Origin of the sequence: Tissierella sp. P1, from assembly GCF_002266425.1 — a bacterium.
Taxonomy (GTDB): domain Bacteria; phylum Bacillota; class Clostridia; order Tissierellales; family Tissierellaceae; genus Tissierella; species Tissierella carlieri.
Genome location: NZ_NPMN01000006.1, coordinates 30866 through 46278 on the forward strand (window position 1 = coordinate 30866; position 15413 = coordinate 46278).

The 15413-nt window shown below is 32.1% G+C and carries 21 protein-coding genes and 1 pseudogene; 18 read left to right on the top strand and 4 right to left on the bottom strand.

Annotated elements, in window-relative coordinates; all coding sequences use genetic code 11:
• Positions 1–108: 108 nt before the first annotated feature.
• The 3 genes from CIW83_RS05610 (at position 109) to CIW83_RS24795 (ending at position 1000) form a co-directional block, all read left to right on the top strand.
• Positions 109–516 (top strand): hypothetical protein, encoded by a 408-nt coding sequence (locus tag CIW83_RS05610; protein ID WP_143598523.1) that lies wholly within the window; start codon positions 109–111, stop codon positions 514–516.
• A gap of 15 nt (positions 517–531) precedes the next feature.
• Positions 532–687 carry a hypothetical protein gene (locus tag CIW83_RS22125; protein ID WP_158220030.1) on the top strand — a complete coding sequence of 52 codons (156 nt, stop codon included), beginning with the start codon at positions 532–534 and terminating at the stop codon, positions 685–687.
• 148 nt (positions 688–835) lie between these two features.
• Positions 836–1000: a TetR/AcrR family transcriptional regulator gene (locus CIW83_RS24795; RefSeq protein ID WP_369819363.1), complete on the top strand. Its 165-nt coding sequence runs from the start codon at positions 836–838 to the stop codon at positions 998–1000.
• A 444-nt stretch (positions 1001–1444) separates the two neighbouring features.
• Here the strand turns inward: CIW83_RS24795 and CIW83_RS05620 are convergent, their stop codons facing one another.
• Positions 1445–1546: an IS3 family transposase gene (locus tag CIW83_RS05620; RefSeq protein WP_094899996.1), complete on the bottom strand. Its 102-nt coding sequence runs from the start codon at positions 1544–1546 to the stop codon at positions 1445–1447.
• Positions 1547–1553: 7 nt separating this feature from the next.
• Positions 1554–1724, bottom strand: coding sequence for a transposase (locus CIW83_RS05625; RefSeq protein ID WP_094899885.1), 171 nt, complete (start codon positions 1722–1724; stop codon positions 1554–1556).
• A 494-nt stretch (positions 1725–2218) separates the two neighbouring features.
• Between CIW83_RS05625 and CIW83_RS05630 the strand changes: the two genes are divergently transcribed.
• The 6 genes from CIW83_RS05630 (at position 2219) to CIW83_RS05655 (ending at position 6227) form a co-directional block, all read left to right on the top strand.
• Positions 2219–3712, top strand: a complete 1494-nt coding sequence (locus CIW83_RS05630; protein WP_094899886.1) for a sodium-dependent transporter — start codon at positions 2219–2221, stop codon at positions 3710–3712.
• A 16-nt stretch (positions 3713–3728) separates the two neighbouring features.
• Positions 3729–3836 carry a MetS family NSS transporter small subunit gene (locus CIW83_RS05635; protein ID WP_143598524.1) on the top strand — a complete coding sequence of 36 codons (108 nt, stop codon included), beginning with the start codon at positions 3729–3731 and terminating at the stop codon, positions 3834–3836.
• Between the two features lie 185 nt (positions 3837–4021).
• Entirely contained in the window at positions 4022–4501 is a 480-nt protein-coding gene (locus CIW83_RS05640; RefSeq protein WP_094899888.1) for a hypothetical protein, read from the top strand.
• A 287-nt stretch (positions 4502–4788) separates the two neighbouring features.
• Complete coding sequence (locus tag CIW83_RS05645) at positions 4789–4974, top strand: hypothetical protein (RefSeq protein WP_094899889.1); 186 nt, start codon at positions 4789–4791, stop codon at positions 4972–4974.
• A 375-nt stretch (positions 4975–5349) separates the two neighbouring features.
• Entirely contained in the window at positions 5350–5547 is a 198-nt protein-coding gene (locus CIW83_RS05650) for an alpha/beta fold hydrolase (RefSeq protein ID WP_094899890.1), read from the top strand.
• Positions 5548–5558: 11 nt separating this feature from the next.
• Entirely contained in the window at positions 5559–6227 is a 669-nt protein-coding gene (locus CIW83_RS05655; protein ID WP_255374285.1) for an alpha/beta fold hydrolase, read from the top strand.
• A gap of 212 nt (positions 6228–6439) precedes the next feature.
• On the opposite strand, the gene CIW83_RS05660 is transcribed toward CIW83_RS05655, so the two are convergent.
• On the bottom strand, positions 6440–7108 hold the full coding sequence (locus CIW83_RS05660; RefSeq protein ID WP_094899892.1) for a bifunctional 2-polyprenyl-6-hydroxyphenol methylase/3-demethylubiquinol 3-O-methyltransferase UbiG: 669 nt from the start codon (positions 7106–7108) through the stop codon (positions 6440–6442).
• Positions 7109–7702: 594 nt separating this feature from the next.
• Positions 7703–7834 (bottom strand): annotated as a pseudogene (locus CIW83_RS24800) (IS3 family transposase); the annotation flags it as partial.
• A gap of 647 nt (positions 7835–8481) precedes the next feature.
• Here CIW83_RS24800 and CIW83_RS24650 point away from each other — a divergent pair.
• The 9 genes from CIW83_RS24650 (at position 8482) to CIW83_RS05710 (ending at position 15404) form a co-directional block, all read left to right on the top strand.
• Positions 8482–8694 carry an ATP-binding protein gene (locus CIW83_RS24650; RefSeq protein WP_304440615.1) on the top strand — a complete coding sequence of 71 codons (213 nt, stop codon included), beginning with the start codon at positions 8482–8484 and terminating at the stop codon, positions 8692–8694.
• A 246-nt stretch (positions 8695–8940) separates the two neighbouring features.
• Positions 8941–9333, top strand: coding sequence for a helix-turn-helix domain-containing protein (locus CIW83_RS05675; protein WP_235601235.1), 393 nt, complete (start codon positions 8941–8943; stop codon positions 9331–9333).
• Entirely contained in the window at positions 9281–9946 is a 666-nt protein-coding gene (locus CIW83_RS05680) for an ATP-dependent Clp protease proteolytic subunit (protein WP_255374286.1), read from the top strand. The genes CIW83_RS05675 and CIW83_RS05680 overlap by 53 nt, the downstream gene beginning before the upstream one ends.
• Before the next feature lie 443 nt (positions 9947–10389).
• Positions 10390–11289 (top strand): PhzF family phenazine biosynthesis protein, encoded by a 900-nt coding sequence (locus CIW83_RS05685; protein WP_094899895.1) that lies wholly within the window; start codon positions 10390–10392, stop codon positions 11287–11289.
• 664 nt (positions 11290–11953) lie between these two features.
• Entirely contained in the window at positions 11954–12487 is a 534-nt protein-coding gene (locus CIW83_RS05690; RefSeq protein ID WP_201259692.1) for an AAA family ATPase, read from the top strand.
• A 234-nt stretch (positions 12488–12721) separates the two neighbouring features.
• Positions 12722–12946, top strand: coding sequence for a PF20097 family protein (locus tag CIW83_RS05695; RefSeq protein WP_094899897.1), 225 nt, complete (start codon positions 12722–12724; stop codon positions 12944–12946).
• 527 nt (positions 12947–13473) lie between these two features.
• A complete protein-coding gene (locus CIW83_RS05700) occupies positions 13474–13806 on the top strand; it encodes a hypothetical protein (RefSeq protein WP_094899898.1) in 333 nt (110 codons plus the stop codon).
• 121 nt (positions 13807–13927) lie between these two features.
• Positions 13928–14428 carry a DUF4431 domain-containing protein gene (locus CIW83_RS05705; protein WP_094899899.1) on the top strand — a complete coding sequence of 167 codons (501 nt, stop codon included), beginning with the start codon at positions 13928–13930 and terminating at the stop codon, positions 14426–14428.
• A gap of 292 nt (positions 14429–14720) precedes the next feature.
• A complete protein-coding gene (locus tag CIW83_RS05710) occupies positions 14721–15404 on the top strand; it encodes a response regulator transcription factor (RefSeq protein ID WP_094899900.1) in 684 nt (227 codons plus the stop codon).
• Positions 15405–15413 lie beyond the last annotated feature (9 nt).

Sequence of the window (15413 nt, forward strand, 5' to 3'; positions counted from 1 at the left end):
CTTTTGAGGGAACATATCGAGGGGAGGAAAAAGCACGAATGGTTAAGTGGATAGTATAGATAATATTAACAGGGTTAAGGAGCTAGAATGGATATAAAGGGGTGTGTGATGGATAAAGAGGTATTAAACATGATCAATAAGCCATTTATTTTAGCTGTAAACGCAATATCAGGCGGTGGAAAAACAACAATCGTAAAGGAATTACAAAGAAAATTACCAAAGTCAAAAGCGTTGTTTTTTGATGACAGAAATTATTACTCTGATAGTGGTATAGAAGATATCTGCAAGTGGATTGAAGAGGGGGCAGATGTAAATAAATTCAACCTCGATTTGTTAGCAGAGGATATTGAAAAACTGATAAAGGAAAATCTTAATTATATTATTATGGATTATCCTTTTGGTTATAGACACAAGACGATTTCAAAATATTTAGATTTTTCTATATCCATCGATACTCCTTTGGATATTGCATTGGCAAGAAGAATTATTAGGGATTATAGTACAACTTCAATCTAGAATGTCTTTGATGATATGAGACAATACTTAATACAAGATAAAAAAGCTTATCTGTATGGTTTAGATGAAACAAAAGAAAAGGCTGATTATGTAATTGATGGCAGCAAATCATTAGATGGTATTGTATCAGAGATTATGGAAAAGTTAATCCATATTAATCCTGCAGGATAAGCATATTTAAAGGTATTATGAGTCAGCTTATTCTATATACGATACTTACAATACGATAGAGGTATCCATGAAATAGAATGGCAGAAATAAAAAAAGAAAAATACCTGAAGCAGAGAAAGCTGCTTATGGAGGAAAGAAAAAAGAGGTAATAGATACGGCAAAAAAGCTTTTTCTGGAAAAAGGACTGAATAATGTAACTATGAATGACATTATGAATGAAGCCGGATTAAGTAAAGCCGTTACTATGATAGCATACATCCCATCGCCTTTGAGGCGGAATACGAAATGCTGCAGGAAATATTCAGCAATCTGAAACTCATTGATATAACTTAACCGCAATGGCGGCGAAGCCATAAAGGAAATTCTTCTGATCATGGTGGACAGATTTATTCATCATATAAAGGCCTACCGTTATATCAGTATCCGAACGATAATCTGTCACAGGAATATAACAAGGTGATACAGTCCATTATTGATGCCAATATGAGCGGGGAGAGGGTTAAGGAGCAATATGACGAAGCCTAAACCTACGTAAGCGTCATTTTTGCTTATCTGCAGAAGCTGGCTCACTGTAAGGAAATCATTGACAAAGGGGAAATTGACGTTATTGAGTGATTAAATATCGTAAGGAGGATGGTTCACAAGCTATTGAAATAAATGAAAGGCATAGGATGAATTGAACAGCACCCTGTCAAGTAGACAGTTAAAATAATAAAACGACTGGACTGAACCCGATTAGGTAGACTTGATAAATAGTCTATTTAGTCAGGTTCAGTTTTTCATATTCTAAAGGAGATAAATATCCAAGAGCAGAATACCTTCCCTTTCTATTATAAGATAGCTCTATATATTCAAATATAGCCTTTTTAGCTTCCTCTCGTGTAGCAAAACTTTGTTATCGCTTCATTTATCCATCTGTACATCATATCTCTAGATAGATCTAACTCCTTAGCTATACGTGATGTTTTCTTACCTTCCTCAATAACTTGTTTAACAACTTGAACTTTAAATTCCTTACTATACTTTTTTCTAGACATAAAACACCCATCTTAATGAAAGTATTGATTGAATCTACTTAATCTATACGTCTACTAAAAGGGGTTCAGTACAGGGTCTAATTTAGTTTTACAATTAACTATATTATATTTTTTATATTATTTTTAAGATTTTGTTGACATTACTAGAATAGTATGATACCATGATATAAATTTACCAAGAGGAGGATTATTATGAATATTAAAATAAATATATCTGTTTCAAAATTGAATAATCTACTCTTATTAGCTAACTTAGGATAGCGATTGTATATATAGATACGTTACATACTACTATAGGTGCAATCGCAAAAACAGGCGTTTTGCATCTATGGTGGCTAATTATTTGTATTGAAATAAATGGAGTCCCATAGATAAACTATGGGACTTTTGTAATATCCTAGGTAAAAAGGTCTCATAGTATAAACTATGGGGCTTTTTTATTTATAAATATCAGCATTTGAAAAATTCAGACAAAATATTTGGGAGGAATAAAAATGAAAAAATCCAGAGAACAATGGGGGACAAAAGCAGGGTTCCTACTTGCAGCTATTGGTTCTGCCGTAGGGCTAGGTAATATATGGAGATTTCCTTATGTGGCTTATTCAAATGGAGGTGGAGCTTTCTTAATTCCATATTTTTTTGCCATATTCACGGCAGGAATACCTCTATTAATTCTTGAATATGGAATGGGTCATAAATTTAGAGGTTCAACACCACTTGCAATATCAAGGGCAAATAAAAAATGGGAATGGATTGGTTGGTGGCCTATAATTAGCGCAGTTATAATTTTATCTTATTATTCAATGATTTTGAGCTTGGCTATAAAGTACTTAACATTAAGCTTTAAAAGAGTATGGGGAAATGACACCAATAGTTATTTTTATAATGAAGTATTAAATTTATCATCATCACCTTTCGATTTTGGAAGTATAGTTGTTCCAATATTAATAGGAATAACTTTGGTTTGGTTAATTAACTGGTTTATATGTTATAAAGGAATAAAAGCTGGAATTGAAAAATTAAGTAAAATATTATTACCAGCTCTATTAATAATAATGATAATTATAGTAATAAAAGGGGTAACTTTAGAAGGTGCTTCTTTAGGCTTAAACACACTGTTTACACCTGATTGGCAAAAAGTTAAAGATCCTAAAGTTTGGATTGCAGCATATGGACAAGTATTTTTTTCATTAAGTATAGCTACAGGAATTATGATGACTTATTCCAGTTACCTTCCTGAAAAAACAGATATAAATAATAGTGCATTTATGACTGCTTTTGCCAATTGTGGCTTTGAATTTTTATCTGCAATAGGGGTTTTTGCAATACTTGGATTTATGGCAACAAATCAAGGAGTATCTGTTGATAAAGTTGCATCTGATGGTATAGGACTTGCATTTATAGCATTTCCTAAAGTATTTTCAGTAATGGGCAGCTGGGGAAACATACTATCTGTATTATTTTTTACTTGCTTAATATTTGCAGGATTAACATCAGCAGTATCCTTAGTTGAAGCGATTTCTTCAGCCATAATAGATAAAACAGGATGGGAACGTAAAAAAGTAGTAACAGGAATTTTGCTAGTTGGATTTGTTATAAGTATCTCCTTTGCAACTAGAGCAGGATTATACTTATTAGATATTATGGATAACTTTATTAATAACTATGGAATAGTTGTAGTTGGATTACTAGAAACTATCTTAGTAGGATGGATTGTAAAACCTAAGACAATTCGTGACCATACAAATTCAGTATCTTATTATAGAATAGGAAAATGGTGGGATGTATTTATTAAATGTATAAATCCAATTGTTTTAACTTTCATTCTAGTACAAAGTCTTATTACAGAAATGCATACACCTTATGGTGGATATGATTTGCAAGCATTGTTTGTTTATGGATGGGGAATTATTTTAATAGGAATTACCGGAGCGGTCTTAATAAGTAAACAACCTTGGAGAGATAATATTAATTTAAAGAATGAATAAAGGTGTGGTGATAAAAATGACGTTAAGTGCAACGATATTCTTTGGTATAGGTGCAACAGTACTTTGGGGAGGATTATTGATTACTATAATAATCTCAATGAAAAAAGATAGCTATTCAGATTAATATCACAGAAAAAATTGATTTTCTAAATAATGAAATAAGGAAAATTAGATGTTTAGAAGATGAGAATGGTAATAAGAATTCCCTTATAGTCATAGGAAATAAAGGACAGCTTAAGATAGTTCCTTTATATGAAGATTCAAAAGTTATAAAAGCGGAATTGAATGATTTAAAAGGAATTTTGTTTGATGTTCAATATAAGAATTCATGCAATAGCTGAAATTACACCTTTTTTGACCAGTACAAACAATACAATCAAGCATGGTGCAGAATTTGCTATAAGTATGCTGAGTAAGAAATTTGATAGTTCATATATAGTGAACAGCGTCGACTGCATTAAAGGTTTTGCACTTTTTAATGATTACTCCGACTATGGAAGCTATAATGAATTATGGATGATTAAGAATGATAAGCTATCAAAGCTTTATTCTTTTACAGAGTCGCAAACATATATTGATACGACTGAAGCAATTAAAGTTTCCCCAGATAATGATAAAATAGCAGTACAAACATCTACCAGGAGAATAAACTCACTCAATATTATTGATTTAAACAATGAAAAAGCCAGTCCTGAAATCATGAAATTAGCCATAGAAAAAGTGCGATGGCTAACAAAAATTACAGTAATACCTATCCAGATGGACAATATAGCTGGTATGGCAACCTAAAATGGATTGACAATAATAAGTAGAGTTTGAGGCATGCCTTGCTTATAATTATATGGGAATAATTGAACACATAATTGTAAAATATAATGTTTTAGATAATTCTTTAGAATATATAAGCCAGTAGATATATGATTACTAGAAGGAATTATATATATGTTCTGCGACTACATTTGCATTTAATAAGTACACTGTAAAAATGATGAAATAGGGAGCCGAGGAAATCTTACATATGATTATTGGGCTGCCACGAATAAAAAAGAAGTCTCAACTTTTGAGAGCAAATAGATATGATATTGATTGAGAATGATAATAATATTACTATAGTTTATACTTCTAAAGAATTCCAACCTATGTCAGAAACATTTTATGATAAGTATGCTTTTGTGGGACCCTCAGTGAGGGATTTGAAGGTATTTATGGAGAGGGGATATAAGGTAGATAAGGCAAAGTTAATGGACATGTTGAAGTTATAATCCTGTTGCAAGAAAATTGTCCTAGTATAATTAAGTCTTGCTTTTTGTAATAAACATTTGCTTTTATTAAAAAGATTGAATGAGTGATTGAAAAAAGTGAAAATGATGATTGATTAAAAGCAAAACTTTACTATAATTTTAATAAAGTCTTGCTTTTTTATTTGGGGGTAAATGGGAAAAATAAGTGGAAAAAAGCAAATTACTATTATATAATGGAACGAAGGAATGAGGGGTACAGGGTGCGAAAAAGTAAGAGTCTATTTCAAAAATGCAAAATTAATAAAAGTGGATATAACAGGATAAAACCCCATCAGACAATTTTAAAATCAGGGAGTATAGTTTCAGGTAATAAATTATAGTAGTGGAGGCAGAGAAATGATAGAGGAAATGATTAAGCTAGACCATATAGGGATTAATGTACGATATTCATTAAACGATAAATCAGCTGTTTTATTTCTTCACTTTAGTGGAGGAAATTTGAATATGTGGGAAGGTATTTTACCCCAATTTGAAAATGAATATAGTATCATTGTTCCTGATCTTAGAGGACATGGTAAATCCGATAAACCTTAGCAGGGTATCATATAGACGATATGGCAAACGATATTTATCTATTGTTGGAGAGACTAAACGTAGAGTGCTGCCATATCGTAGGTAGTTCAATGGGGGCTGAGATTGGACTTAGTTTAGCTGCATCACATCCAGAGCTCGTTCTATCCCTCATATGTGAAGGGGCTTTATATAATGAGTTTGGAGAATACGGGTTATTTAATGGAACGGAGGAGGAAATTGAACATAAAAAAGAAGTCATGCGGACTGTACTTGCTGAAAGAGAGGAACGTGTATTTAAAACGAAAGAAGAGTATATTGAGGAACAACGAGTGGAATTAATACAACAAGGATTATGGAATGAATATTTCTTAGCCTTCTTTGAACACAATCTGCAACAGATGCAAAACGGTAATTTTACATATTGCTATTTAAACCATGTTAGAACAGAATATATTCAGAAATACTGGGATGTGAAATTTGAGCAATATTATAAGAAGGTAAAATGTCCTATTCTATTCCTTCCAAGCGAAGAAGAATGGAAGGATGAGAGAATTAGAAGTAGCCTATCTGCGTTCACTGGTCTACTGAACACATATGAAATTGAGCATATAGAAAATTCCATCCATGCTTATGTGTGGATGCAACTTCCGCTTACAGCAGGCGAAGTAGCAAAGAAATTCATAAGCAAACATGATGAATAAATGAACTTGACACAGTCCAGTACTAGTATTGTCTTTTTTTATTATACAACTTAAAAGGAACGGTAATTTTGGTAGTTAATGATTAATGACTGCATGAAAGTGCTACAATATTTTTGATCTTGTTTTACTTAGATGAGCTAATATAGAGATCGGACACTCGAAATAATTCAAACTTAAAAGAGCAGATTTTACAGAAATACCTCTCCGCTTAGTTAGGTCTTATGGATGATTAGAAACACGCTAGACTCATCCACTTCTTGCACCTGATAGGGGTATCCCAACTCTTCGCCAATTTTTTCAAGATCCTCGGATGAATGGATCGTCGCCTTAAAGCCCCCCTTGCAGATAATCACACCGTTTTTGGTTTTAGTATAGTCAATTTCCCCCAAAAGCCCTTTGGAGGCCTGCTCCTCAAACCATTTCAGACGAAAATCCCAAAATCTAGTGCTGTAACTGCTGAAATAAGCCGTTCCACCTGGTGCCACTTTATCAAGAATTTTGTGAATGACAGTGGAATCAGCACGCATGGCAGATAATCCGTTTTGCAGGCACAAAATAACATCAAAGGGCTTAGGGAATTTTATCTGGTGAACATCCATGGCAACTATACTCGCGTTGGGATAGTCTTTGAGGTACTCTTTGCCTAACTCAACGCTTTCCAGCGAGATATCTATCCCGACAATAGATCTGCAGTAGGGAGCCAATTCCCTAATAATTCGACCGTATCCGGCTCCAAGCTCCAAAACACTTTGTGTGTTTGATAGATTTCCCTTGACAAAATCTATCTCCGCTTGTAAATACTGCTTGATACGTGGAATTTGGGTATCGTACGCCTGAAACAACTTTTTGGAATTTAATTTTTCGGCATAGTAATTGTCCATATTCCTTATCCTTTCTCCTCATGGTAAATTGGAGCTAAATAGATATAATTCTTTGAGCTAAAAATGAACTGAGATTATCTCAGAGATAACAATCTGCAACTTTTGTGATTTAGTTTATTATCAATGAATTATGTTGAAATAAAGTTTTATAAATCCTAACAAAAAACAAATATAGTTTTAAAGGTTGCTTAATATAGTATAATCATGTTAATTTTAGTTGTTCATATTAGTATAATGTAAATTATATAAAGTTTTTATAAATATTACAATAGTTGTTTAAGGAAGTTAGATGGAAGGGGTTTTGTTGTATGAGAGTTATCAACGTTTTCAAAAGGTTCGGCATGAATTATTAACCTGCAATTAGGCCGTTCTTTTCCATAAGCTTAAGTAAATGCTTCAATCACAAGGGTATCCTTCATTCTACTTCCCATCGGTCATCCAACTACCTCCGAGAAAACATATCAATAAATATTGCAAGATAGAGGGTTCCTTTCCTAGTTGGTACATATGTAATATCACCTACCCAAATTTTATTTTTGTATCTGTAACAAACATTTGATTAAGTAGATTAGGTCTTTCTTCACCTCTATTTTTTTAATTATATTTCTTATAATTATATTTGGTTCCTTTAAGACATAGATTCACTTCACGCATTAATCTAGATATTTGCTTACGATTTACATGAATTCCACGTTGCTCTAGTACTTTTCCTATACGAATAGATCCATATCTACCTTTTTAAATACATTATATATTTGGAATATACCTTCAGAGGCATAACTTTTAAATATCATATAGAATAAAATATTTAATAATATATAGTTTAATGAACTAATATCACAAAAAACATGTTTAAGAGAAATGTAATTTTAAAAAGATGTTATGCAAAATAATTTTATCAATGGATTTAGCAGAAATTAAAAAGATAATTTTTATATAGAGTGTTAATAAGTGAGGAGGAATTAATATTAAAATATAAATAAATTATATAGCTCGGTAACGTACTTCTTAGAGGAAAGTCAGATTCGAATAAATTAACTTTTGAAAGTATTGCAAATGTATCAAAGGTTTTAAGCTTTATGTTTGTAGAGCAATATATAATTTATGATGCAAGAGTAACCTATGAATTGGATATTTCTGAAGACTAATTCATCAAAGGTGTTTTTCACAATGTCAGAAAGTAGGAACTCAAAATTAAATACATTAGATATATCCACATTAAGTAGAATATCTAATGTTAAAGGGTATATAAATAATATAGGAATAAATAAAAGGGTTAGTAATTCTGATAAGAATATATTTATTAAAAGCTAATGTCATATATAACTTTATGTAATTTAATTAGTGAGATTAATATGAAATTATGAGATTATATATTTTATGATTCTGTCATAGCTAATGCTATCTTAGATAGGATTTTACATTATACCCATGTAATTCCTATCAACGGAAAATCATATCGTTTAAAAAATATCTTAAAGAAGATGAGTAAAAGGTTACATTCTAATATTGACATTTATACTTATTTTCGTCAGATAAAATTTGAGCAAGAATTATCAAGAATTAATTTATGGCTGAATATATAATATATGGTATACTCTTGGAAAGTCTAACGGTTAGAAGAAAACACACAGCCAAGGGGAACTGATTTTCCGAGAATAAACCCGAAAGCGATCGAGCTTTCCTTAATGGTTTCTACCATTATTAAACTACAGGCATTGTTAGTGGCCTATACAAAGAAATAAGAAAAGAGACAATAGATTGCAAGGCTATTATCTCTATAAAGATATATAATATTTCCTTGCAAATACCATTATACTAGGAGGATGCATATGGATTATCACTCAAAAGTGCGTGATTCACTTGAGTATATTGAAAAAAATCTGGATAATAAGATTAAACTTGACGATCTCGCTCAAAAAGCTTATCTATCAAAATATCATTATCATAGACTTTTTCACAGAATAACAGGTGAATCTGTCACCAGATATATTACTAAGAGGCGGATGGAGAAGGCTGCAGAAGAGCTTATTCAAACAGAACAGCCGATTATTGATATCGCACTGAAGTATCAATATGCTTCCCAGGAATCCTTTTCTAGAGCCTTTATGAGAATTTATGATTTGACGCCTGGAAAATATCGGAGAGTATATAGAAGTGGTAAATTCAATAATGTTATCGAACTCAGTTCCAACTTCAACAAAATCACGAATATGGCTGCATAAGCAGCGTAAGGAGGTTAATATGAGCAATCTAATACCAATGGTAATTGAACAGACATCTCGAGGAGAACGCTCTTACGATATCTTTTCGAGGTTGTTAAACGATAGGATTATCATGCTTAATGGCATGGTAACGAATGAATCTGCGAGCTTAATTATTGCGCAAATGCTCTTCTTGGAATCCGCCGACTGTGACAAGGACATTCATTTCTATATAAACAGTCCAGGTGGTTCCGTAACGGACGGCTTCGCTATTATGGATACAATGAATTATATCAAATGCGATGTTTCTACTATCAGTATAGGCCAATCAGGGAGCGCAGCTTCATTACTTCTGGCGTCAGGAAAGAAAGGTAAACGTTTTGCCCTGAAAAACAGTGAAGTGCTGATTCATCAGCCGTCAATATCCGGGGGACTTCAGGGGCAGGCCACAGATATTAAAATTCATAGTGATTGGCTTGAAAAAACAAAAGAAACTCTGAATGAAATATATAGTAGGCTTACAGGTCAGCCGATCCAAAAGATTAAAGAGGATATGGAAAGAGACTGTTATATGACGGCTGAGCAAGCGAAAGAATATGGGTTAATTGATAAGATTTTATTATGTCGTACGTAACATTACATTTAGAAAACGGGGTTAAAGCGAAGCTTTAGATTGGATATCTGTATTTGAGCGGCTATTTAAAACCTTATTTTCTTAAATTTAGATGCTAATGCTATAAAAACAAATAGCACCAAAAGGATTGTTCCAAATTGATTACTGCAATTCTACAACCCCTATAGCTAAATAATTGCAACGAATGAAGTTCATTTGCAAAGAGCATTTGAGAGTTTTATTGCTTACAATTTTTGATTTACGGGATCAAAAGAGCTAAGCTATACACATACAATTGATGATGATAAAGAAATCTCTGATGTGAGATTAAAAAAAGATACTGCATTGTACGGTTCTAAAGAAGCGCCCCCCAATGTTGAACTATAATAACCTATATTGAATCTACAATTGAAATTCTTTTGTTATATACTTACTTTATCAAATATAAAAAAGGAGTGTTAATTATGAAGAAAATACAAGTCTATCATGTAGACGCATTTGCAGATCAAATTTTCGGCGGAAATGCCGCAGGTGTAGTTCCCGAAGCAGTGGGGTTAAGCGAGCATGACATGCAGAAGATAGCAAGAGAATTAAATCTTTCAGAGACTGCATTTTTATTTCCTTCTGATGACAAAAATTATGATTATGTGGTGCGTTATTTTACACCAAGTAGAGAGATTGATTTTTGCGGTCATGCTACGGTAGGCCTGTCATGGGTTATGGCAATGGAGTATGGCTGGATGGAAAAAGCCTCACAAATTAGATTGAAAACAAATATTGGTATTGTTCCGGTTGAATGGTCTATGCAAGAAAAAAAATTAAGTAGTGTTGTGATGACTCAAGTTGCACCTAAAACAAAACAATTTGAGGTGGATAAGGAAGAAATCTGCCGTGTAGTCGGGATTAATCCAATGGACATCGATGATAAATATCCGATCAGGTTAGCGTATACAGGAAATTGGCATTTATTAATTCCAGTAAAGAACAGTAAGGCAATCGATGCATCAGTACCGATATTTGAAGAATTAAAAGATTTAAATCTTAAATTGGATGTTGTTACTACACATTTATTTAGTTTTAATAGTTTTGATGAACGATATAAAATATATACAAGAGATTTTGCACCAGCAATCGGAATTGCTGAGGATCCGGTTACAGGAGCAGCGAATGGTGCGTTAGCAGGATACTTAGTATTGGAAAATATTTTAGACCCTAAAATAGACCATGAATTTACAATTGGCCAAGGACATGCAGCTGGAAGACCGGGAGAACTTACAATAAAGATTATTGCAGGAAAAATTAATCCGACCATCAAAGTTGGGGGGAAAGCGATTATTTCAATTAATGGAACTATAAATCTTTAATGAAACAATTGAATAAATTTTTCATTATACTAATTATTAGAATTAATTAATTCTTTGAAAATATTCTAGGGGATACTAGCTTCAAGTGAAATCATTATCGTACTCTCAAGGCATGTTGAAGTCGTAACACGGATTGTAAGGGAGTGAAACGACTGAAGAATCTGATGTACGCTTCATGCTAGGCTTGCCCAAGAACACGAGTAAAGCGAGATGTGATTGGCAGCAAGCTACGGCGGAAAGTATAATAATGATGATATCCTGTGGAAAAAGGAGAAAAGATAGGGTTTGACCACAATATGTAGTGGTTTCGGAATAAGAAATTAGAAAAAAGAGGTCAAAACGTACAATTTTTGGCCTCTTTTTTGAGCAATTTTATAGATGATATAGTAAATTTAGAGGGATGGGAACATAGAATCACGATTTTTTCATGGAGAGATAGAAAGGCATTTGGATAGAAATTTACAATATGGTTTGACTTGCTAAATGATATTTGCTATAATTTTTTTGTGTGAAAAACCATTCTATCATCAAGTCAGGCGAAACCATTCTATAAATTAACAATCAATCGCAAAATGTATTCCGTTTTTTCCATTAATATCAAAGGTTGTACAACTTAACTTTTTAATCAAAAGTCGCACTAGTTACTATTTTTAAGAGGTGTTTTATGAGACGATATATTTTAACGGGTACACCAGGAAGTGGAAAAACTTCAATTATTAGATTATTAGAAACAATGGGTTATTTGGTAGTGGAAGAAGCTGCAACTGATATAATTGCTTTAGAGCAAGTGCAAGGTAAAACTGAACCATGGAAGGATGCGTCCTTTATTAATAAAATTGTGGCATTGCAAAAACAAAGGCAAGTACAGCTTTCAGTTCTTCCGTCTGAAGTTCAAATTTATGACCGCTCAGTTTTTTGTACATATGCTCTAAGTGAATATCTTGGATATCAACCATCTAAAGATATTATTGAAGAAATAAATAGAATTGAGAATGAACAAATATATCAGAAGACGGTATTTTTTATTGAGAATTTGGGTTTTTGCCAACCCTCAGAGGCAAGAAAGATTAGCTTTGAGGAAGCTTTATGTTTTGAGCATATTCATGAAAAAACGTATGAGTCCTTTGGATATACGTGTATAAAAATTTCACCCGGAAGTGTAATTGAGCGAGCATACAAAATTATAAGCATGTTATAAAATTTATTTTCGCCTTGCCATTATTTTGTTTTTATCAAAATTTATAATTGAAAAGTAGGTTTGACGAAGTACAAAACAAAATTCTCGCCAAAGTATTTTGGAATTTGTCTGCGGGGAACGTTCAATAAATGTCTTCTGTGTTTTGCTTAGAGTGTTCCGAGACAAGAAAAAATTCACTTTATAGATAAATAGAAATATAAATATAAATCAAGAATTTCAAAGTGGGTGTTATATATGAGGTGTCCGTATTGCAATAATGAAATGGAGCAGGGACTGTTACAAGGAATGCGAAGGGTAGCTTGGGTAAAAAGACAGCATAAGGTTTCTTTACTTCCAAAACATGGAGAAATTTTACTAGAGAACAATACCTTTAGAGATTTCTTACTACAGGCGAAAATATGTAAAAGCTGTAAAAAGATAGTGGTTGATTACTCGAATAAAGACATCCAAGAAGGATAATCAACCGATAGCATGACATATTAAGATGTATCCAAATATATTTTAAGAATTGTACATCTTTTATTTAAAAGGCATTATTTGAAAATTACAGATGAAGAATATGTGGATTTATGCTGCCAATTATAATAACAGCAGTCTATGCTTTTTTAACCATACAATTTGAGGACACAAGTATATTGAATTTTATTCGGTATGCTTGTGCCCTTTTTCTTTTCAAACAGCAAATTTTTGAATGGAGGTTATAAGTTTGAGTATAAAACAAGAGCAAAAATAAAAGCAAAAACAATCTACAAGGTAACTAATTGGCATCGATGAAATCACAAATTACAGTATACAAACGGAATGTAATAACAGAAAAGTATGAAGATTATGATAGGGAAAGATAGGTAATTTTCAATGACTAAATAAAGCAGAGATAGAAAATATAGTTTATTTGATAAATGGTATATGGTACAATGGGTACAATTAAAAGGTCGTGAAGATTAGATTGCATCTATATAAAAATATCTATAAAAGGGAATGAACTGGTGGAAAACTTTAAAAAATTGGATTTATATCAAAATACAATTAATGAATTAAGACCATTTGAAGGAGAATTATTAAAACAAATAAAAGATTTTTATAGGGTTGGATTGACATGGACATCTAACGCATTAGATGGCGATTCTTTGACTGAAAGTGAAACAAAGGTTTTAATAGAACATAGATTAACCGTTGGAGGCAGACTTCTAAGAGATATGTTTGAAGCCGTAAGTCATGCAAAAGCATATGACTATATGTTTACTTTACTTAGAAATAAAGAAATTGCAGAAAAAGATATTCCTTATCTGCATAAATTGGTGTGCCCAGCATGGGCGTAAACTAGTAGGTAAAAGTTTACGTTCTTACGATAATAAGAATGGAATGAGGATGGAATAATAAGATATTTAATGAATAAAAGTAGTAAAAGTCGTAACTAATATTAAAATAGGGGGTATTTTGGTGAAGAAAATTATTATGTTATTGATTACAATTTTATTAGTATTTTCTTTAGTAGCTTGTAATCAAGAAGCTATTAATGAAGAAATAACGACGGATATTGTGGATTCTACTGAATTTACTGAAGACGAGCTAGGTGAAGTAATAAATGTAGTAGAATATTACTTTGAACCAAGTGTTTCTACAATTGAAGGCACATTAATTACAAGAATGTACTATGGACCTCCAGGATACGGAGAGAATCCTGATACTGATATTCAAGAATATCCATTTATATTGCAATTAGATGATCCAATTGATGTTCTTGTGCAAGAAGGTGATCTCCATAATTCAGATAAATTTGAAGTTACTGAAATACAAGTAGTACCTATAAACACAGAAAATATTGAAATAGTGGAACAGTATATAAATAAGCGCATTAAAATCCAAGGGACTTTATTTGAAGCTCTTACAGGTCACCATCACACCAATGTGTTAATAGAGGTAGAAAAGGTTCTAGATTAAATCATAGTGACAAGTGCTATATAAACTTTGAAGTATAAGAACAACATAGGAAAAAATGAATAGAAAACCAGAGAGAAATTTCATATGGAATTTGAATGTGATGGTGCTGATGTTATGTAAATCCTACCTAAAAAATGAGCATTTTGTTCTAGTCAATCAAGAGACAGGCGAAAGCATACTGTCTGGTTTATTGAAGAATTTTAAGGATTTTTCTACTAACAGAGAAACAGACATTTTTGGACAAGTTTATTAATGTTTATTTGATGAGTTCGTCTTGAAGGAGGGGATTGAGATGAAGGTTTTAATTATAGAAGATGATAAGGAGATTAATTTATTACTTGGTAAAATTTTAAATAGAGAAAATTATGAGGTTACATCTGCATACACAGGTATAGAAGGTAAACTTTTCACTGATGTTGAGGACTTTGATCTAATTCTTTTAGATTTAATGCTTCCTGGAATGTCTGGAGAAGAAATAATAGAGTATATCAGAAAAAAGAAAAAAGAAATGCCGATTTTGGTCATATCTGCCAAGATAGATAAGGAGACAAAGCTTAATGTGTTAAGGATTGGTGCTGATGATTTTATAATGAAGCCTTTTGATGCAGATGAGGTAATGGCTAGAGTAAATGCGAATTTAAGACGGTATAAACAATTTTCTAATCCTAGTCTTCCTTGTGAAATCTTAACATATAAAGATTTAGAGATGGATTTAGAAGAAATTAAAATTAGTGTAAAAGGTCAAGAAATTAATCTAACACCAATAGAGTTTGAAATATTAAAATTGTTATTAAGTTATCCTAAAAAGATATTTACGAAGGAAAATATCTATAAATGTGTTTGGAATGATGAGTTTTATGGTGATGAAAATACTGTCAATGTTCATATTAGCAATATAAGAAATAAAATAAGTAGGATCGATAATGAAATTGAATATATTAAGACTATTTGGGGAATGGGATTTAGGATGAGCTAAAGCTAAATG